At 67.9% G+C, this 18751-nt stretch carries 16 protein-coding genes; 4 read left to right on the top strand and 12 right to left on the bottom strand.

Annotated features, from left to right (window positions below):
• Nucleotides 1-51 precede the first annotated feature (51 nt).
• Nucleotides 52-1812: an alkaline phosphatase D family protein gene (locus tag AC1RDS_RS11390; RefSeq protein ID WP_092696925.1), complete on the top strand. Its 1761-nt coding sequence runs from the start codon at nt 52-54 to the stop codon at nt 1810-1812.
• Between the two features lie 79 nt (nt 1813-1891).
• Here AC1RDS_RS11390 and purH read toward each other — a convergent pair whose 3' ends face one another.
• The 4 genes from purH to AC1RDS_RS11370 all read right to left on the bottom strand — a co-directional run bounded on the left by purH (nt 1892) and on the right by AC1RDS_RS11370 (nt 5707).
• Nucleotides 1892-3493, bottom strand: a complete 1602-nt coding sequence (gene purH / locus AC1RDS_RS11385) for a bifunctional phosphoribosylaminoimidazolecarboxamide formyltransferase/IMP cyclohydrolase (protein ID WP_092696926.1) — start codon at nt 3491-3493, stop codon at nt 1892-1894.
• 95 nt (nt 3494-3588) lie between these two features.
• The gene (locus AC1RDS_RS11380) at nt 3589-3822 is read right to left on the bottom strand and encodes a Fis family transcriptional regulator (protein WP_026437884.1); all 234 of its coding nucleotides are present in this window, start codon (nt 3820-3822) and stop codon (nt 3589-3591) included.
• On the bottom strand, nt 3819-4865 hold the full coding sequence (gene dusB / locus AC1RDS_RS11375; protein WP_092696927.1) for a tRNA dihydrouridine synthase DusB: 1047 nt from the start codon (nt 4863-4865) through the stop codon (nt 3819-3821). Before dusB ends, AC1RDS_RS11380 begins: the two co-directional genes overlap by 4 nt.
• A gap of 425 nt (nt 4866-5290) precedes the next feature.
• Nucleotides 5291-5707, bottom strand: coding sequence for a D-Ala-D-Ala dipeptidase (locus AC1RDS_RS11370; RefSeq protein WP_492227009.1), 417 nt, complete (start codon nt 5705-5707; stop codon nt 5291-5293).
• Between the two features lie 295 nt (nt 5708-6002).
• On the opposite strand from AC1RDS_RS11370, the gene AC1RDS_RS11365 reads away from it, so the two are divergent.
• Entirely contained in the window at nt 6003-6527 is a 525-nt protein-coding gene (locus AC1RDS_RS11365; protein WP_287880410.1) for a YqaA family protein, read from the top strand.
• On the opposite strand, the gene AC1RDS_RS11360 is transcribed toward AC1RDS_RS11365, so the two are convergent.
• From AC1RDS_RS11360 to AC1RDS_RS11325, 8 genes are all read right to left on the bottom strand, one after another.
• Entirely contained in the window at nt 6502-8130 is a 1629-nt protein-coding gene (locus tag AC1RDS_RS11360) for a bifunctional aminoglycoside phosphotransferase/ATP-binding protein (RefSeq protein ID WP_287880406.1), read from the bottom strand. The two genes, AC1RDS_RS11365 and AC1RDS_RS11360, sit on opposite strands and share 26 nt — an antisense overlap.
• A 14-nt stretch (nt 8131-8144) precedes the next feature.
• On the bottom strand, nt 8145-9389 hold the full coding sequence (locus AC1RDS_RS11355; protein WP_287880405.1) for an efflux RND transporter periplasmic adaptor subunit: 1245 nt from the start codon (nt 9387-9389) through the stop codon (nt 8145-8147).
• 38 nt (nt 9390-9427) lie between these two features.
• Nucleotides 9428-11806 carry an ABC transporter permease gene (locus AC1RDS_RS11350; RefSeq protein WP_492227008.1) on the bottom strand — a complete coding sequence of 793 codons (2379 nt, stop codon included), beginning with the start codon at nt 11804-11806 and terminating at the stop codon, nt 9428-9430.
• A gap of 67 nt (nt 11807-11873) precedes the next feature.
• Nucleotides 11874-12623, bottom strand: coding sequence for an ABC transporter ATP-binding protein (locus tag AC1RDS_RS11345; protein WP_092696931.1), 750 nt, complete (start codon nt 12621-12623; stop codon nt 11874-11876).
• A gap of 278 nt (nt 12624-12901) precedes the next feature.
• Nucleotides 12902-13780 (bottom strand): EamA family transporter RarD, encoded by an 879-nt coding sequence (rarD, locus tag AC1RDS_RS11340; RefSeq protein ID WP_092696932.1) that lies wholly within the window; start codon nt 13778-13780, stop codon nt 12902-12904.
• Between the two features lie 32 nt (nt 13781-13812).
• On the bottom strand, nt 13813-14529 hold the full coding sequence (locus AC1RDS_RS11335) for an MgtC/SapB family protein (RefSeq protein WP_092696933.1): 717 nt from the start codon (nt 14527-14529) through the stop codon (nt 13813-13815).
• A gap of 152 nt (nt 14530-14681) precedes the next feature.
• Nucleotides 14682-15776, bottom strand: coding sequence for a redox-regulated ATPase YchF (ychF, locus tag AC1RDS_RS11330; protein WP_492227007.1), 1095 nt, complete (start codon nt 15774-15776; stop codon nt 14682-14684).
• A gap of 94 nt (nt 15777-15870) precedes the next feature.
• Complete coding sequence (locus AC1RDS_RS11325) at nt 15871-16740, bottom strand: MOSC domain-containing protein (protein ID WP_092696935.1); 870 nt, start codon at nt 16738-16740, stop codon at nt 15871-15873.
• Between the two features lie 90 nt (nt 16741-16830).
• Between AC1RDS_RS11325 and AC1RDS_RS11320 the strand changes: the two genes are divergently transcribed.
• Both AC1RDS_RS11320 and AC1RDS_RS11315 read left to right on the top strand, forming a co-directional pair.
• Complete coding sequence (locus AC1RDS_RS11320) at nt 16831-17964, top strand: FAD-dependent monooxygenase (protein WP_492227006.1); 1134 nt, start codon at nt 16831-16833, stop codon at nt 17962-17964.
• Nucleotides 17965-18014: 50 nt separating this feature from the next.
• Entirely contained in the window at nt 18015-18740 is a 726-nt protein-coding gene (locus AC1RDS_RS11315; protein WP_092697007.1) for a DsbC family protein, read from the top strand.
• Nucleotides 18741-18751: the final 11 nt, after the last annotated feature.

Here is an 18751-nt window from a genome sequence, read left to right as displayed (position 1 = left end):
CCCGTCACAAGCGCCTGTCAGCCTTGGTGGCTTTAACCCGAGCGTTCCACCATGCACAGCCCCCACGACAAGAAGCCCCTGACCAACTTGTTGCAGCCTGCTACCGCCACGGAGGCAGCCACGGACACGGGCCGGCGCCGCTTCGTGCGCCAGATGGCCTGGGGCGCCACGGCGCTCGGCACCTTGCCGCTGGCGGCCTGCGGTGGCGGCGACGACCCGGAAGTGCGCTTTGTCCACGGCGTGGCCAGCGGCGACCCGCTGAGCGACCGTGTGATCCTGTGGACGCGCGTGACGCCGGCTGCGGGTGCCACAGCAGACATCCCCGTGCAATGGGAGCTGGCCAGCGATGCCGCCTTCACCACCGTGGTGGCCAAGGGACAGGCCACCGCCACCGCAGCCCGCGACTTCACCGTCAAGGTCGATGCCACCGGCCTGAAGCCCGCCACGGCCTACCACTACCGTTTCACCGCCTACGCGGCCAGCTCCCCCTTGGGACGCACGCGCACCTTGCCCACGGGCAGTGTCGCGCAGGTCAGGCTGGCCGTGTTCTCGTGCGCCAACTATCCGGCAGGCTACTTCAATGTGTATGCCGAAGCCGCACGCCGCAGCGACCTGGACGCCACGGTGCACCTGGGCGACTACCTGTACGAATACGCGCGCGGCGGCTATGCCTCGGCCAATGCCGAACAGCTGGGCCGCCTGGTACAGCCCGCAGGCGAAATCCTCTCGCTGGCAGACTACCGCGCGCGCCACGCGCAGTACCGGACCGACCCCGACCTGCAGGCCCTGCACGCCGTGGCGCCCATGATCGCCATCTGGGACGACCATGAGATCGCCAATGACACCTGGGCCAACGGCGCCGAAAACCACCAGAGCGCCACCGAAGGCAGCTTTGCCACACGCAAGGCCGCCGCCATGCAGGCCTACCACGAGTGGATGCCCACCCGCAACGCGCAGCCCGAGCTGATCTACCGCAGTTTTCAATTTGGCGACCTGGTGGCGCTGCACATGCTGGACACGCGCGCCATCGGACGCGAAGAGCAGCTCGACTACAACAACTACATCACCGCCAGCGGCATCGATGCCGCTGGCTTTACCGCCGCCGTGGGCAACCCCGCGCGCCAGCTGATGGGCAGCACACAGACCCAATGGCTGCAGCAGCAGATGGCTGCCTCCAGCGCCACCTGGCAGGTGCTGGGCCAGCAGGTGCTGATGGGGCGCATGAACGTGCCCGCCCCCCTGCTGCTCCATTTCAACAACCCGGCCACGGGGGTGTCGCTGTCGCAATACTCGGCCCTCGTGGCCAAGGCCCAGACTGCGCCCGCCACGCTGACCCCCGCCGAGCAGGCCATCCTGGCCCAGCCCAGCATCCCCTACAACCTCGACGCCTGGGACGGCTACCAGGCCGCGCGCGAAACCGTGCTGGGCACGGCCCGCAGCCTGGGCAAGAACCTGGTGGTGCTGTCGGGCGACACGCACAACGCCTGGGCCAACGAACTGGCCGACATGAACGGCAACGCCGTGGGCGTGGAGTTCGCCACCTCGTCGGTGTCGTCGCCCGGCTTCGAGGAATACCTGCCCAAGGAAAACCCGGCCATGCTGGCGGGCGCCTTCCAGCAGTTGATCAAGACGCTGAAATACTGCGACACCGCGCGCCGCGGCTACATGCTGCTCACCGCCACGGCCACCGAGTGCCGTGCCGACTGGGTGTATGTGAACACCATCACCAGCCGCAACTACACCGCCAGCACCGACAAGTCACTCAAGGTGCTGGCCGGCGCCAGCGGACGCGGGCACATCGTGGCGGCCTGACCGCCCCGCGCTCCGGGCAGGAACGCAGACAACAAAAAAGCGGCCGAGGCCGCTTTTTTGTTGCTCTGATCGAAACCGATCAGTGGCGGAAGTGCCGCACGCCGCTGAACACCATGGCCACGCCGCGCTCGTTGGCGGCGTCAATCACCTCCTGGTCGCGCATGCTGCCGCCGGGCTGGATCACGCAGGTGGCGCCTGCATCGACCACCACATCCAGGCCGTCGCGGAAGGGGAAGAAGGCGTCGCTCGCCACGGCCGTGCCCTGCAGGGTCAGGCCGGCATGCTGGGCCTTAATGCTGGCGATGCGGGCCGAATCCAGGCGGCTCATCTGGCCGGCACCCACGCCCATGGTCATGCCGCCCTTGCAGAAGACGATGGCGTTGCTCTTGACGTACTTGGCCACCTTCCACGCAAACAACAGGTCTTGCATTTCTTCGTTCGAGGGCTGCTTGGTGGTCACCACCTTCAGGTCGGCCAGGGCCAGCTCGTGGTTGTCGGCGGTCTGCAGCAGCAGGCCCGAACCGATGCGCTTGGCGTCCATGGCGTTGCGGCCGCGTTCCCAGTCGGTTTGGCCACCATGGGCTGGCAGCGCGATTTTCATCAGGCGCACATTGGCCTTGGCCTTGAAGATTTCCAGCGCTTCCGCCGTGAAGTCGGGCGCCATCAGCACCTCGACAAACTGCTTGCTGACCTGGGCTGCGGCCGCGCCATCGACCACGCGGTTGAACGCGATGATGCCGCCAAAGGCGCTGGTGGGGTCGGTCTGGAAGGCCTTGCTGTAGGCGCTCAGGGCATCCAGGCCCACGGCCACGCCGCAGGGGTTGGCGTGCTTGACGATCACGCAGGCGGCGGCCTCGAAGCTCTTGACGCATTCCCAGGCGGCATCGGCGTCGGCGATGTTGTTGTAGGAGAGCTCCTTGCCCTGCAGCTGCACGCCGGTGACCAGCGAGCCGGGCGCGGGGTAGAGGTCGCGGTACAGCGCGGCCTGCTGGTGGCTGTTTTCGCCGTAGCGCAGGTCCTGCACCTTGGTGAAGATGCCATTGCTCTGGCCGGGGAACTGGGTGCGGGCGGGCACGTAGGTTTCAGACAGCTTTTCGGCTTCGAACGCGACCGACGACAGGTAGTCGCTGATGGCGCCGTCGTACTGGGCGATGCGGTTGAACGCGGCCACCGACAGCGCAAAGCGCAGCTTGTCAGACAGCTTGCCGCCCGCCTTCAGTTCAGCCAGCACGGCCTCGTACTGGTCCGCCGAGGTGATCACGCCCACGTCTTTCCAGTTCTTGGCGGCGCTGCGCACCATGGCGGGGCCCCCGATGTCGATGTTCTCGATGGCATCGGCCAGCGTGCAACCGGCCTTGGCCACCGTGGCTTCAAAGGGGTAGAGATTGACCACCAGCAGGTCGATGGTGTCGATACCGTGCTCCTTGAGAGCGGCCATGTGCTCGGGCAACTCGCGGCGGGCCAGCAGGCCGCCATGCACCTTGGGGTGCAGGGTCTTGACGCGGCCGTCGAGCATCTCGGGGAACTGGGTGACTTCGGCCACCTCGGTCACGGGCAGGCCCTTGTCGGCCAGCAGTTTGGCGGTGCCGCCGGTGGACAAGAGCTTGATGCCGAGCGCGTGCAAGGCCTGGGCGAATTCGACGATACCGGTCTTGTCGGAGACGGAGAGAAGTGCGTTCATGGTGTGGATGGATAGAGTTTGAATAAAAACAGGCACTGGCGCTTACTCAACAAGCGCCAGAAGCTATAAATTAAATAGCAAATGACACCCTGGCATCAGAGCATCTTGTGCTCGACCAGCTTCTTGCGCAGGGTGTTGCGGTTCAGGCCCAGCCATTCGGCGGCCCGCGACTGGTTGTTGTCGGCCTGGAGCATCACCACCTCCAGCAGCGGGCGCTCGACCAGGCGAACCACCATGTCGTACATGCCATCGGGCGTCTCGCCGCCCAGGTCGCGAAAGTAGCCTTGCAGGCTTTCGCGCACGGATTCTTCAATGTTTTTCTTGCTCATGCAGCCATTCCCTCTTGTTCTTGTGTATTCGCATCCACATCGGTGGCGGCCGGCAGCCGGTCCATCTGTTGCGCCAGGGCATCCAGGTAGTCGGCCACCGCCTGCCACTGCGTGGTGCAGTCTTCTATCGTATTGATGTGCTGCCGCAAGGCCTCGCCGCCCGGCAGCGCGCGCAGGTACCAGGCAATGTGCTTGCGCGCGCTGCGCACACCGGTCAGTTCGCCATACAGGCGGTAGTGGTCCTGCAGGTGCTCCAGCAGCAGGCGCCGCAGCTCGGCCACCAGCGGCGGTGCCAGGTGCTCGCCCGTGGCCAGGAAGTGGCCCACCTCGCGGAAGATCCAGGGCCGGCCTTGCGCTGCGCGGCCGATCATGAGGGCGTCAGCCCCGGTGGCGGCCAGCACGGCGCGGGCCTTTTCCGGCGTGGTGATGTCGCCGTTGGCCACCACGGGCACGCGCACGGCGGCCTTCACTGCGGCAATGGTGTCGTATTCGGCCTGGCCCTTGTAACCCTGCTCGCGCGTGCGGCCGTGCACGGTGAGCATCTGGATGCCCACCTTTTCAAACTGCCGCGCCAATGCCACGGCGTTCTTGTGCTGCTGGCACCAGCCAGTGCGCATCTTGAGCGTGACGGGCACGTTGCGCGGGGCGCAGGCCTCCACCACGGCGGCGGCGATTTCCACGGCCAGCGCCTCGTCCTGCATCAGCGCCGAGCCCGCCCATTTGTTGCACACCTTCTTGGCCGGGCAGCCCATGTTGATGTCGATGATCTGCGCGCCCCGGTCCACGTTGTAGAGCGCGGCCTCGGCCATCATCTGCGCCTCGGTGCCGGCAATCTGCACGGCAATCGGCCCGGGCTCGCCTTCATGGTTGGCCCGGCGCGAGGTCTTGAGGCTGTTCCACAGGTCCTTGCGCGAGGTCACCATCTCGCTCACCGCGTAGCCCGCGCCGAGCTGCTTGCACAGCTGGCGAAACGGCCGGTCCGTGACGCCCGCCATGGGGGCGACGAACAAACGGTTCGCCAAAGGGATGTGGCCGATCTGCATGAAGGGGAAGGAATGGGCGTGCAGCGGATGCTGAAAAAGGAGGCAGCATTGTAGCTGCTCAAATTTTCAGCAAATGAAATGCACGCCCCCGCCAGATAGCGGAAATAAATGGCCGGTGCCGCCCTCCATCCGCGCCTTCTGGCGCCAGCGGACTCAGAGCCTGTTCACGATCTCGCAGGGGATCGCGTTGGAGCGCAATCGGGATGAGTGGATGCTTCGGGTGCGCCGCATGGGCTCGTGCCCATGCAAGCGGCCGGGGCGGCCTTGTCGCCCGATTTCGCTCCAACCCATCGGGCAGTGGTCTTTGCGGGCGGTCTGCGGCGTTGCGGCGCTTGTGGATAGCCGGGCTATCCACTGCACACCGCGCCTTGCATCCCATCGCGCAAAGACCGCTGCGCGACCCCTGGGAGATCGTGAACAGGCTCTCAGCGCGCGGCCAGGTCCACCTCGGCCACGGCCGATGGCGCCGCTTTCCGGGCATAACGCCACCAGGCGTCCGGCAGATTATCGAGCTGGTGGCGCGCCATGAGCGCACGCAGCCACTGGCGGTTGTGCTGCACGTCGGGTGAAAAATCTGCGCTGTGGCTAGCGGCCGCTGCGCCGCCGACGCCGGCGGGAGTGCCCATGTCCACCGCTTCGCCCTCGGCCAGCGGGCCGCGCACCACCTTGCTGGCCAGCAGGCCGTTCGCCACCTCCACCCGAACGGCCAGCGCGCCTTGCGACGCCTGGCACACGGTCTTCAGCACCAGCCCCTGGGCCTGCAACTCGCTGCGTGCACTGGCCACGGCGGCCCGCAGGCGCTCGTCCCCCGCGCAGCCCTCCTCCGCGGCGTTCCAGGCCATGTGCGCCAGAGGCGGCGTCTGCCCAGACGCCGCGGACTGCGGGCTCTGCACACAGGCCGCCAGTGAGATGCCAGCGGCCAGTGACAGCCAGTACGTACGGCAGGGAAATAGGGGCGTCGTGGGGGTGATATGCATCGCAAGCCTTCCGGTGATTGCCAAGGGCGGGAGTCAGCCCACGATACAAACCCTGGCGCACCCGCGCCGTGGCCCAACAGCGCAGCGCCTTGTAGGACGGAATCCCCAGGGCCTGCGGCGCGCGCAATGCCGCCCTACACTTGCCCCCATGGAAATCTGGATGCACCAGTTGCTGCAATGGCTGGCTCTGCCGCAGTTCGGGCTGGGCACGGTGTTTGTCGTCTCGTTCGTTTCGGCCACGCTGCTGCCCATGGGCTCGGAGCCCGCGGTGTTCGGCCTGATCAAGCTCAACCCCGACCTGTACTGGCCCGCCATCGCCGTGGCCACGCTGGGCAATACCCTGGGCGGCGGCGTGAGCTGGTGGATGGGCCTGGGCGCGCACCGCACCTGGGATGCGGCGCGGCGCCACCGGCGCGCCGGCCAGCCCCCCAGCGCCGACTCCCAACCGGCGCGCGCGCTCAGCCGCACCGAGCGCCGCGCGCGCATCTGGCTGCGCAAATGGGGGGCCAAGACCTGCCTGCTGAGCTGGCTGCCCGTGGTGGGCGACCCGCTGTGCGCCGTGGCGGGCTGGCTCAAGCTGCCGTTCTGGCCCTGCCTGGCCTACATGGCAGTGGGCAAATTCTTTCGCTACCTGGCCATGACCAGCGTGCTGCTGTATTTCATGCCGGGCCACCTGGCGTTCTAGCGCCCGCGCAGGCACCAGCGGGCGGCAGCAACGCATTCCAATCCACCGGCCTGGTGGTGTCCACATGCACCGTGATCGCTTCCTCGGCGGGCGAAAGCGGTTGGGCGGCAGCCCATTGCGCCTCCAGCACCTGTACCGAGGCCTCCGAGGCGTCGCCCCCCGTCTGCTGGCGGCGGCGCACCCGCTCGCGCAGCACCGCGAGGGGCGCCTCGAACGCGAGGATGCGGCAGGGCACCTGCGCCTGCCGCGCCAGGGCCATGAAGCGCTGGCGCATCGCGGGGTTCAGGAAGGTGGCGTCCACCAGCACCGTGTGGCCCGCATCCAGTGCCCAGCGGGCCGCCTGCGCCAGGGCCTCGTGGGTGCGCCGCGAGGCCTCGGCCGTGTAGATACCGCCCGGCACCGCCGCGCTCGATGCCTGTGGCGCCAGGCCGAACAGGCGCTTGCGTTCCACATCGGCGCGCACGCGCACCACGCCGCGCTCGGCGATGAGGGCTTGCGACTGCGTGCTCTTGCCCGCACCCGAAAAACCATGCGCCAGCCACAGCTCGGGCGCCAGGGGCTGGACGAAACGCTGCGCCAGCGCCAGATAGCGCTGCACCTCGCGCAGGCTGGCGGCACGCGCCTCACCCTGCGCCTGCGCCAGCCGCATGCCCGCCACGCGGGCGCGCACCAGGGCACGGTACACGCGGTAGTACGGCAGCACCGGCAGGCCGGCATAGTCGCCCGTGTGCTCCAGCCAGGCATTCAGAAAGCGCCAGGCCAGGTCGGCGCGGCCGCGCGCCTCCAGGTCCATGGCCAGGAAAGCGATGTCGGCCACGCAGTCGATCCAGCGCAGCGCCGGGTTGAACTCGATCGCGTCAAACAGCTGCGGCTGTCCGTCGATCAGCACCAGGTTGGCCAGGTGCAGGTCGCCATGGCATTCGCGCACCCGCCCGGCCTGCAGGCGCTGCGCAAACACTGGCTCCAGCGCGGCGCCCTGTGCGGCACACCACTGCGCCACCTGCGCCAGCGCGAGGACCAGGTCGGGCACCCACTGCGCCACCTGCGGCTGCAGCGCCGCCAGGCAGTCGTGCACCGGCGCGGTAACCGCCCGGGCCGTGCCCCAGCCCTGCTGCGGCAGGGCCACGGCTGCACTGGCGTGGAATTGCGCCACCTGCTGCGCCAGGGCGTCGATATGGGCAGGCAGCAGGCGCTGCTGCTCCAGCAGGTGGCTCAGCAGCGCCTCCTGCGCAAAGCGGCGCATGCGCACGGCGGGTTCGGCATCGGCCGGGGCTGCTTCGGCGGGGTGCAACCGCAGGCTGCCTGCGGCACCACTCAGCGCCACCAGGCCCAGGTACAGGGCGGGCGCGGTGCGGCGGTTGATGCGCAGCTCTTCCTCGCAGGCGGCGCGCCGCAGCGCGGGGGTGCTGAAGTCCAGGAAATCCAGCTGCAGGGGCTTCTTGAACTTGTAGACAAAATCACCCGCCAGCAGCAGCCAGGAGATATGGGTTTCGATCCACTCCACGGTACCGGTGGGGTGGCCAAAAGCCTCGGGGCTGCGCTGCAATTGGCGCAGGCGCTGCTCGGCGGCGGCATAGGCTTTCACAAGGGATTCAGGGTACATGGGCCCACCCTTCGTCAGGGGGTGCGCACCTTGACGCGGGCGCCATCGGCCAGCGCAGCGGGCGGGTACACCACCAGCTGTGCACCCGCCTGCAGCCCCTCTTTCACCCAGGCATGGGTGCTGCCGCGCGCCTCCAGCACCACCGGCACGCGCCGCGCCCGGCCTCCATCGACCACAAACACCGCCATGCGGAACTCCGTGGAATCCGCGATGGGGGGCGCTGCGGCATCGGCGCTGGCGGGCAGCGGGAACAGCGCGCTCACCGGCACCAGGGTGGCGTCCTGCGCCTCGCGCGTGAGCACGCGCGCCACCACGCGGTAGCCGTCGCCCAGCGCGGCCCACTGCGCGGGGGGGCTGGTCAGGTCGATCAGCACGTTGACCCGTTGCTCCTCCACTCCCAGCGCCGAGACCTTGGTGAACGCCACCGGCTCCACGCTGCGCACGCGCCCCTGCAACACGCCCGGGCCACCCCAGCGCTCAATGCGCACGGGGCTGCCGGGGTGTACCTGCAGCGCATCGGTGGACAGCAGCGGTGCCACCACTTCGAGCTGCGCGGTGTCACCCACCTCGATGAGCACGGCGCCCAGCGCCACCACGCCCTCGCTGGCCTGCGCCACGCGCAGCACACGGCCGGCCACAGGGGTCAGCACCTCGAAGGCTTTGCCAACCTGCGTGCCGCCGGGCCGCTGCACCACGTCGAGCGCCGCACGGGCCTGGGCCAGGTCGGCGCGGGCCACCTGCTGGTCCTGCACCGCGGCGTCGGCGTCTTTCTCGGCCGCCTGCACCGCCAGGCGCTCGGTATCCAGCCGCGCGGGGGCCACAAAGCCCTGCTGCGCCAGCTGCTCGCTGCGGCGCAGGTCATGGCGGGCCTGCTCCAGCGCCACGCGGCTGCGCTCGATGCGCACGGCGGCGCGCTGCACACCGGCCTGGCCGGCCGTCACGCGGGCCTGCTGTTCGCGCAGGCTGCGCTCGTCCAGCAGTGCCGGCAGGCCGGGGGTGATGCGCGCCACCACGTCACCCGCCCGCACGGCATCGCCCTCGCGCAGCGCAATGCGCGCCAGCCGACCGGCCAGCGGGGCCGAGATGCTGTAGCGGTCGCGCAGGCGGGTTTTCGCGTCCTCGTCGATACCGGCCTCGAAGCGCCCCTGCACCACGGCCGCCGTCTCCACCGGCAGCGGCCGGGGTGCAAATGCCCAGGCCAGCAAGGCGCCCAGCACCACCAGCGTCCCGCCACCCCAGATCACCGTTTTCTTCTGCATTGCCGTCTTCCCCTTGCCTGCATTGTTGGTTGCCTGTGTCATTCCCGCGTCTTGAGCGCACCCACCATGTCCAGCCGGTCGATCTGCCGGCGCACCACCAGGGCGCTGGCCACCCCCGCCGCCACCACGCACAGCCCTGCCCAGGCATAGGTGCGCGCACTGATGACCACCGGAAACAGGAACTGGTCGTTCTTGAGCAGTTCCACCAGCAGATGCACCAGCCCCCAGCCCATGGCCATGCCCAACGGCAGCGCCAGGGCAATGCCAATGGCCAGCTCGCCCAGCAGCAGCGCCGACACCTCGCCGCGCGTGAAGCCCAGCACGCGCAGGCTGGCCAGCTCCCAGGTGCGCTCGGCCAGCGCGATGCGCGCATTGTTGTAGACCACGCCCACGGCGATCACGGCCGCGAACAGCGTGAGGATGGTGCTCATGATGCGCACATTGCGTGCGCTCACGTCCTGCATGTTGCGCAGCAGCGTGGCCTTGCTGAAGGCGCCCGCCACGCGCGGCAGGGCCTTGGTGGCCTCCAGAAAGCGCGCCTCGGAGCCGGGCTCCAGCGCCACATTGAACTGCGAGGCCACGTCGCCTTCCTGCAGCCACTGGTTGAGCACATCGCGCTGCACGTAGGCGTTCAGGCCCATCATTTCGCGCACGGTGGCCTGCACGGGCACATACAGCGTGCGCTGCCGGCCTTCCAGCACCTCCACGCGCACCCTGTCGCCCACGCGCACGCCCAGCTTGTCGGCCAGGCGGTCGGTGAGCAGCAGTCCGGCCTCGGGCACGGTGCTCTGGCGGCCCTCCACATCCACCATGCGCAACAGCTGTGCATCCGGGGCCACGCCCTGCAGCCCCACCCGCTCGCTGCGGTGGCCGTAGGCCATGCGCACCGCCACACTGCGCGCGGGCTCCACACCCGTCACACCGGGCAAGCGCGCCAGCTGCAGGCGGGCCAGCGCATCCACCGGTTCGGTCATCCAGACATTCACATCGCTGCGCATCGCGATGTGGAAGGTGGTGTCCACGATGTGATCGATGGCATCGCGAAAGAAATTGCCCATGACCACGATGGCCACCGCAGCGGCCGTGCCACCGATGGTGAGCGTGGTGCGCAGGGGCTTGCGCTCCATGTTGCGCAGGATCATGCGCAGCCCAGCGGGTATGCGGCGCACCCCCAGGCGCTCCAGCGTGGTGCGGCGGTACTGGCCCGGGGCGGGCGGGCGCATGGCCTCGGCCGGGGCCAGGCGCACGGTGGCCCCGATTGCGCTGAGCGTGCCCAGCAGCGCGGTGCCGCCCGTGACGCCAGCCCCCACCAGGATCAGCCAGGGCGCAATGCGATGTTCGAACACCGGAAAGAAAAAGAACTCGGCATACAGGCCCGTCAGCATCGTGCCCAGCCCGTTGCCCAGGGCCACGCCCAGCGCCAGCCCCACCGCCACGATTACGCCCACCAGCTTGAGGTAATGCCCGGCAATGGTGCTGTTGGGATAGCCCAGCGCCTTGAGCGCGGCGATCTGCTCGCGCTGCGTGGCCACCAGGCGCGAGAGCACCACATGCAGCAAAAAGGCCGCAACGGCCAGGAAGATGGCGGGCAGCAGGGTGCCCATCACGCGCTGCTCCTTGATCTCGTTGTCGAGCATGGCGTGCGAGGCCTGGTCCTCGCGGCCCCGGGCATCGCGCCCGCCATAGGGCGCCAGCAGCCGTGAGAGGCCATCGAGCACGGCGGGCTCCGACGCCTGCGGCGCCAGCTTGACGGCCACACGGTTGAAGGCGCCCTGCATGTCGTAGGCCGCGGCCAGCGCCTCACGGTCCACCCAGAAAACGCCGAAACCGCGCAGGTCGGGCATGCCAGCCATGCCTGCAAAGATGTACTCGGGCGACAGCGCCGTGCCCACGATGCGCAGCTGGCGGCGCTTGCCATTGATCAGCGCCGTCACCTCATCGCCCGGGCGCAGGCCGCGCACGCGGGCAAAACCTTCGGACACCAGCGCATCGATGGTGCTGTCGCTGCGGCCCTGACCCGCGCCGGGCGGGGCCAACGCCTGGCCGCTGCGCACCGTGACCCGGTTCATGCGCGGCGGCTGGCGCAGGTCCACGCCGATGAGCTGGCCGATGATGGGATCGACCAGCCCGGCGATCTCCACGCGCACCACCTGTTCCACCGTTACCTGCACATCGGCCACGCCGGGCACGCCGCGCAACACGTCGGCCAGCGCCAGCGGCGCGCGCTTGACGGTGGCGAACGCATCGGCAAAGTGGCCCTGGGCATAGAACTGGTCGCGCGCCAGCGCCAGCGAATCCACCGCCGACAAGGTGGTAATGAAGCCCCCCAGCCCGCTGGCCACCACCAGCGCAATGGTGAGAGCCTGGCTCCACATGCGGCGCAGGTCGCGCAGCAGCTTGCGGTCGAGGGCTTTCATGCTGTGTTGCCGCCGAGGGGGTGCCACGCACACACAGTGGGCGAGCGTGGGGACGGCTTCCGGGCCCTCACCACGACAGCTCCGAAGGCGAGCGCCGGTGCGCATTGCGCTCGATGCGCGCAATGGTGCCATCCACCAGGTAGACCACGCGGTCGGCCATGGCGGCGATGGCGGCGTTGTGCGTGATGACCACGGCCGTGGTGCCCAGCTCGGCGTTGATGCGGGCGATCACCTCCAGCACCATCTTGCCGGTCTGGTAGTCGAGCGCGCCGGTGGGCTCGTCGCACAGCAGCACCTCGGGGCGCTTGACGATGGCGCGCGCAATGGCCACGCGCTGCTGCTCGCCGCCCGAGAGCTGCGCCGGAAAGTGGTGCTGGCGCGGCGTGAGCCCGACGAGGGCAATGGCCTCGTCGATGGGCATGGGGTGCGGTGCGATGTCGGTCACCAGCGCCACGTTCTCGCGCACCGTCAGGCTGGGGATCAGGTTGTAGAACTGGAACACGAAGCCCACATGCTCGCGCCGGTAGGTGGTGAGCTCGCTCTCGCTGGCGCCGCTCAGGGCGTGGTCGGCAAACCGCACCTCGCCGCTGGTGGGCACATCCAGCCCGCCCAGGATGTTGAGCAGCGTGGACTTGCCGCTGCCCGAGGCGCCCAGCAGCACGACGAACTCGCCGCGCACGATGTCGAGATTGACGTCGTGCAGCGCCCGCACCCGCACCTCCCCCGTCTGGTAAGACTTGCACAGATTGCGCGCGTGGAACACCACGGCGGCACCGGGTGGTGGCACCACGGGCGGATTGACAAGGGCATCGGGCATGGAAGGCAGCGCTGCGCGCCGGGCATCAGGACAATGCCGCACAGTGTGGGCACTGCTTGATGCGTGTCAACCACCCTGGGTCAAGCGATGGGCACAAAACGGCAGCCGCCACACAGGTTCGCCTTGTGGACAGCGAACATCACGCAACCAGCCCGTGGCCAACAGCACCGCGATGGCGGCACCCTGACTCCTGAAAAAAACAGCTACCAGCGCTTATTTCATAAGCGATAGAAGCTTATTCGATTCAGAATTTCGGGCCCCATGCTTTGGTTCCGTGCTCAGGGTGCGGCACGGCCCCGGCGCGTCCAGGCCCCTTCCACGCTGTACACCAGCAGGGCCGCCCAGATCAGCACAAAACCCACCAGACGCGCCGGCTGGAGCGGCTCGTTGAACAGCCAGACCCCCAGCGCAAACTGCAGGCTGGGCGAGATGTACTGCAGGATGCCCATGGTGGCCAGGGGAATCCGGCGCGCGCCCGCGGCAAACAACAGCAGCGGCACAGCGGTCAGGGGGCCGGCCACCAGCAGCCACGCCATGGTGGGTATATCCCCCTGCACCAGCGCGCCCTGCCCCTGCGCAGACCAGATGGCGAGCGCGGCCGCCGCCACCGGCGCCAGCATCATGGTCTCCAGCGCCAGACCCTCCAGCGCGCCCAGCGTGGCCACCTTGCGCATCAGCCCATAAAAACCAAAGCTCAGGGCCAGCACCAGCGCAATCCACGGCACGCGCCCGGCCTGCACCGCCAGCCACAGCACACCGGCCGCCGCCACCGCCACGGCCAGCCACTGCCCGGGGCGGGGCCGTTCGTGCAGGAAGACAAAACCCAGCGCCACATTCACCAGCGGCAGGATGAAATAGCCCAGGCTGGCATCCACCACATGCTGGTTCTGCACCGCCCAGACATAGGTGAGCCAGTTGCCCGACAGCAGCAGCGCCGACACCGCGAACGCCCCCAGCACCCTGGGCTGGCCCCACAGGGCGCGCATCCAGCCCCAATGCCTGCGCACGGCCAGCACGGCGAAGACGAACACCAGCGACCACACGGTGCGGTGCACCACCACCTCCAGCGCGGGCACATGGGCCACCTGCCGGAAATACAGCGGAAACAGGCCCCAGGCCACATACGCCAGGGCGGCAAATATCACGCCAGAGGACATGTCACTTCATTTCTTGCAAGGCAGCACACCGCTCATTCCGAGGTGCTGGGGCTCCAGAAAGCCTGCCGCACCGCCGGCACGGCGGTCAGACGCTGCACCAGGGCATCCATCACCTCGCCATCCACGGAAGTGGCTGCCAGAACGGCTTCGATTTCCACCTCCTCCTGCCCGAAGGCGTGGATCTCCAGGTCCCGTGCCGGGTAGCTGCAGTGGGCCAGCTCATCCTCCAGGCTGGCCAGCACGACTTTCTGGTGTGCCCGCGCGGCAATCACATACACCGTGTTGGTCACCTCCACGGATTCGTCATCCAGCGGCTTGCGGTTGATGGTGTTCACGATGGGGCGCAGCAAGGTGTTGGCCGCCAGCACGAAGCAGGTCGCCAGCATGGCCTCCAGGACCAGATCGGCACCCGCCGCCGCCCCCACGGCAGCAGACCCCCAGAGCGTGGCCGCGGTGTTAAGGCCGCGCACATTGCCATCCTCACGCATGATCACGCCGGCCCCCAGGAAGCCGATGCCCGACACCACGTAGGCCGCCACATGCACAGCGCCCTCATGCCCATGCAGGCGGTTGGCCATATCCACAAAAACGGCGGCCCCCACGGCCACCAGCACATTGGTGCGCAGCCCCGCCGTGCGCTGGCGGTACTGGCGCTCCAGGCCAATCAGCCCTCCCAGCACGAACGCAGCCGTCAGGCTCACCAGCGTATCGATCAGCGACTCCAGGCGAATGTTGTGCAGTGCCTCCATCAATCTCACCCCTCCATATCGTGGTTCGGCAGCGCCGGCGGGTTGCCTGAAAAATACGCAGACGAACTCCGAGCCCGGGCGGATGATCCGAGCCACCCGCCACCGGAACATGTCAGGCCGTGTGACCCAGGCGGGCGCCATGCGCCCGGGGATCAGACGTTGAACAGGAAATTCAGCACATCGCCGTCTTTGACCACGTATTCCTTGCCTTCGGCGCGCATCTTGCCTGCATCCTTGGCACCTTGCTCGCCCTTGTAGGCAATGAAGTCGTCAAAGGCGATGGTCTGGGCACGGATGAAGCCACGCTCGAAGTCGCCGTGGATCACGCCAGCGGCCTGCGGTGCCGTGTCACCGATGTGGATGGTCCAGGCGCGCACTTCCTTCACGCCGGCAGTGAAATAGGTCTGCAAACCCAGCAGCTTGAAGGCACCCCGGATCAGGCGGGCCAGGCCGGGTTCGCTCTGGCCCATTTCGGCCAGGAACATGTCGCGATCTTCGTCGCTCATCTCAGCCATTTCGGCTTCCATTTTGGCGCAAATCGCCACCACGGGAGCGTTCTGGCTGGCGGCGTATTCCTTGAGGCGATCGAGGAACGGGTTGTTCTCGAAACCATCTTCGCTCACGTTGCCGACAAACATGGCGGGCTTGGCCGTGATCAGGCACAGGGACTTGAGCAGGGGCTGCTCTTCCTTGGTGATCTCCACGCTGCGGGCGGGCTTGCCTTCGTTGAGCGCGGCCTGGATGCGCGTGAGCAGCGCCACCAGCTTGGCGGCGTCCTTGTCGTTGCCCGACTTGGCGGCCTTGGTGTAGCGGTTGAGGGACTTCTCGACCGTGCCCAGGTCGGCCAGGCACAGCTCGGTCTGGATGACTTCGATGTCGGAGATCGGGTCCACCCGGCCTGCCACGTGGATCACGTTGTCGTCCTCGAAGCAGCGCACCACGTTGACGATGGCGTCGGTTTCACGGATATGGGCCAGGAACTGGTTGCCCAGGCCCTCGCCCTGGCTGGCGCCCGCCACCAGGCCGGCGATGTCCACGAACTCGACGATGGCCGGCACGATGCGCTCAGGCGAGATGATCTCGGCGAGCTGCTGCAGGCGCGGATCGGGCACCTCCACCACGCCCACATTGGGCTCGATGGTGCAGAAGGGGTAGTTCTCGGCGGCGATGCCAGCCTTGGTCAGCGCGTTGAAGAGGGTGGACTTGCCGACGTTGGGCAGGCCCACGATGCCGCATTGGAGGCTCATGGCAGGGCTTTCTGGTGTTCTGGAGACAAACCCCGGATTTTACGGGCCTGGGGCAAAGCCCTGCCGCGCATACCCTGTGGACAGAGGGCGCCGCTCATTCGAAGCACAGATCCGCGGCAACGCGCTGCCCCACGCGCAGCACCTGCCCCGCCCCCTGGCGCACGATGGCATTCATGCCGAAGGTGATGGCGCCGCCGACGCGCGCATCCTGGCGGTACGCCTGCAGTGCGTCGGTCACGGCCGGGCTGCTGTGCGCGGTGGCGGGATCGATGTTGGGTATGGGACAGCGCGCGCACGGTTTGACGGGCTGCAGATGCACTTCGCCGTGCTCCGCCGCCACGCGCACCCTGTCCACGCGGTCTTCGTCGTGCGCTTCCAGCCCCGCCAGCACCACGTTGGGCCGGAAACGCTCCATGCCCACGCTGGCCTGCCCGGCGGCCATCAGGCGCGCATTCAGCCCGGCCAGCGATGCCTCGCTGGTGACCAGCAAAGGGAATGCATCGGCAAACTGGTTGGGCGCTTCCACCCCCTGGGTCCAGTCCATGCCCGACAGGCGGCGGTGATCCGGGTCGAAGCGCACCAGGCGGCAAGGCTGGCCCAGGAAATCGCTGAACCACTGCGCCGCCACAGGGCCCATGTCCCAGGCGGGTACGGTATCGCTCCATACCTTCACGGTGGTGGGGCCGTCCACGGCATCCAGGGCCAGGTGCAACGCCAGCATACCCGGCGCGCGCAGCACCAGTTCGAAGGTCTTGAGCTGGGGGCGCACCAGCGCCATGCGGGGCACGGTGCGCTGGGTCAGGAACATGCTCTGCGCATCGACCACCATCCAGGCGCGGTCGAGGTCCAGACCCGTCTCGGTGAGCAAGGCCTCCTGCACCGCTATGCCCGCGCAGGATTTGACCGGGTAAACGAACAGGCGCGAGATCGTGCCGGAGAGATCGGATTCAGGGAGAGAAGTCACGCGAGCAGGCTCCAGTCGGCAGCACCAAGGGCCGGGGATGGGCCATTGTGCCGCGCCGTCTGGCCCATGGCCCCCTCCTACAATGCCCCCATGGCGAAAACCTTTGACATCTGTATCCGTGGCGCCGGCGTGGTGGGCCGCACCCTGGCCTTGCTGCTGGCCCGCGAGAGGCTGCGCGTTGCGCTGGTGGCTGCACCCTCTCCTTCGGTGGCGCCCCCGGGCGACGTGCGGGCCTACGCGCTGAATGCGGCATCGCGCCAGCTGCTCGATTCCCTGCGCAGCTGGCCCGATCCGGCCCATGCCACGGCGATTGCACAGATGCAGGTTTTTGGCGATCAGGGTGGCGCAGTGCACTTTGATACGGCCACCCAGGGCGTCGAGGCGCTGGCCTGGATCGTGGACGTCCCGGCGCTGGAGGCCCGCCTGGCGGAAGCCGTGCGCTACCAGCCGCAGGTCGAGATAGTGTCCGAGCCGGTCCCCGCAACCCTGACCGTGGTGTGCGAGGGCCGGGCCAGCCGCACCCGCAGCGAGTTTGGCGTGGCATTCGAAGTCACCGCCTACGAACAGCACGCCATCGCCACGCGGCTGAGCTGCGAGCGCCCCCACGGACAGGTCGCCCGCCAGTGGTTTCTGCCGGACGGCATCCTGGCTTTTTTGCCACTGGACGGTGCCCAGGGGAACTCTGTAGCGGTGGTGTGGTCTGTCCTCAAGGAACAGGTACCCCAGTTGCTGGCACTGGCGCCGCAGGAATTCACCCAGCGCCTCGAAATCGCCAGCCAGGGTGCACTGGGAACGCTGCAATTGCAGGGTGAACGGGCCGCCTGGCCCCTGCAGCAGGCGCGTGCCAGCCGCTGGTGCGGCGCATTGCCCGGCCAGGGCAGCCAGCCTCGCAGCTGGGTGCTGGCCGGCGATGCGGCCCACAACGTGCATCCGCTGGCAGGACAGGGGCTGAACATGGGGCTGGCGGATGCGCAGGCCTTGGCTCGCGTGCTGCATGGGCGCGACTACTGGCGCAGCGTGGCCGACCTGCGCTTGCTGCGCAGCTACGAACGCGAGCGCAAGGCGACGATGCTGCCCATGGGGTTGGCCACGGACAGCCTGCAACAGCTTTTTGCACGCACCGAGGCTCCGTGGCAAGCACTGCGCAACTGGGGCATGAAGGGCTTCGAGCACAGCGGCCCCTTGAAGGAATGGATGGCCCGCCAGGCCATGGGAACCCACTGACACCTGTGGCTGCGCGTGCAGCCGCCGCGACAACACTGACCGAGAACACGATGCAATTGATCCCCACCCTGCTGGCCGCGGCCGCTTTCGCCCTGAGTTTCACAGCCTCCGCCCAGGAAGCCACCATCCGCAAAACACTGGCGGAACGCATTCCCCAAATGGAAAAAATCGACGAGGTCCGCACCACGGCCATGCCCGGCCTGTACGAAGTGCGCATCGGCACCGACATTTTTTACACCGACACCAAGGGCAATTACCTAATCCAGGGCGAGCTGATCGACACCAAGGCGCGCCGCAATCTGACCGAAGACCGCATCAACAAACTCACGGCGGTGGATTTTGCGGCCCTGCCCCTGAAGGACGCCTTCACCATCGTGCGTGGCGATGGCAAACGCAAGCTGGCGGTGTTCGAAGACCCCAACTGCGGCTACTGCAAGCGTTTCGAGCGGGATCTGCAGAGCGTGGACAACATCACGATCTACCTGTTTCTCTACCCCATCCTGAGCCCCGACTCGGCAGAAAAATCCCGCAACATCTGGTGCGCCAAAGACAAGGCGGCCACCTGGCATGACCTGATGCTGCGCGACAAGACACCCAACACCGCCAGTTGCGACACCAGTGCCTTGCAGCGCAATCTTGCGTTCGGCAAAAAGTACAAGATCACCGGAACCCCCACCCTGATTTTCGCGAACGGCGCGCGCGTTCCCGGAGCGATCAGCGCCCAGGATGTGGAAAAGCGTCTGGCCGAGGCGGGCAGCGCCACCAGCAGCAACTGAGTTCACGCGAG

The organism is Acidovorax sp. GW823-FHT02H02, from assembly GCF_058797075.1.
The sequence above is the reverse complement of the archived record's forward strand: the minus strand, read 5'-3'. Positions and strand labels throughout refer to the sequence as shown.

What these genes read in the sequence shown, in the direction of transcription:
- AC1RDS_RS11345 (WP_092696931.1), bottom strand. Translation starts at nt 12,623, where the DNA reads ATGCCCGATGCCCTTGTCAATCCGCCCGTGGTGCCACCACCCGGTGCC.
- AC1RDS_RS11315 (WP_092697007.1), top strand. Translation starts at nt 18,015, where the DNA reads ATGCAATTGATCCCCACCCTGCTGGCCGCGGCCGCTTTCGCCCTGAGT.
- AC1RDS_RS11355 (WP_287880405.1), bottom strand. Translation starts at nt 9,389, where the DNA reads ATGCAGAAGAAAACGGTGATCTGGGGTGGCGGGACGCTGGTGGTGCTG.
- purH (WP_092696926.1), bottom strand. Translation starts at nt 3,493, where the DNA reads ATGAACGCACTTCTCTCCGTCTCCGACAAGACCGGTATCGTCGAATTC.
- AC1RDS_RS11370 (WP_492227009.1), bottom strand. Translation starts at nt 5,707, where the DNA reads ATGGCCTGGAACGCCGCGGAGGAGGGCTGCGCGGGGGACGAGCGCCTG.
- AC1RDS_RS11360 (WP_287880406.1), bottom strand. Translation starts at nt 8,130, where the DNA reads ATGTACCCTGAATCCCTTGTGAAAGCCTATGCCGCCGCCGAGCAGCGC.
- ychF (WP_492227007.1), bottom strand. Translation starts at nt 15,776, where the DNA reads ATGAGCCTCCAATGCGGCATCGTGGGCCTGCCCAACGTCGGCAAGTCC.
- AC1RDS_RS11365 (WP_287880410.1), top strand. Translation starts at nt 6,003, where the DNA reads ATGCACCAGTTGCTGCAATGGCTGGCTCTGCCGCAGTTCGGGCTGGGC.
- AC1RDS_RS11335 (WP_092696933.1), bottom strand. Translation starts at nt 14,529, where the DNA reads ATGGAGGCACTGCACAACATTCGCCTGGAGTCGCTGATCGATACGCTG.
- AC1RDS_RS11350 (WP_492227008.1), bottom strand. Translation starts at nt 11,806, where the DNA reads ATGAAAGCCCTCGACCGCAAGCTGCTGCGCGACCTGCGCCGCATGTGG.
- rarD (WP_092696932.1), bottom strand. Translation starts at nt 13,780, where the DNA reads ATGTCCTCTGGCGTGATATTTGCCGCCCTGGCGTATGTGGCCTGGGGC.
- AC1RDS_RS11390 (WP_092696925.1), top strand. Translation starts at nt 52, where the DNA reads ATGCACAGCCCCCACGACAAGAAGCCCCTGACCAACTTGTTGCAGCCT.
- AC1RDS_RS11380 (WP_026437884.1), bottom strand. Translation starts at nt 3,822, where the DNA reads ATGAGCAAGAAAAACATTGAAGAATCCGTGCGCGAAAGCCTGCAAGGC.
- AC1RDS_RS11320 (WP_492227006.1), top strand. Translation starts at nt 16,831, where the DNA reads ATGGCGAAAACCTTTGACATCTGTATCCGTGGCGCCGGCGTGGTGGGC.
- dusB (WP_092696927.1), bottom strand. Translation starts at nt 4,865, where the DNA reads ATGCAGATCGGCCACATCCCTTTGGCGAACCGTTTGTTCGTCGCCCCC.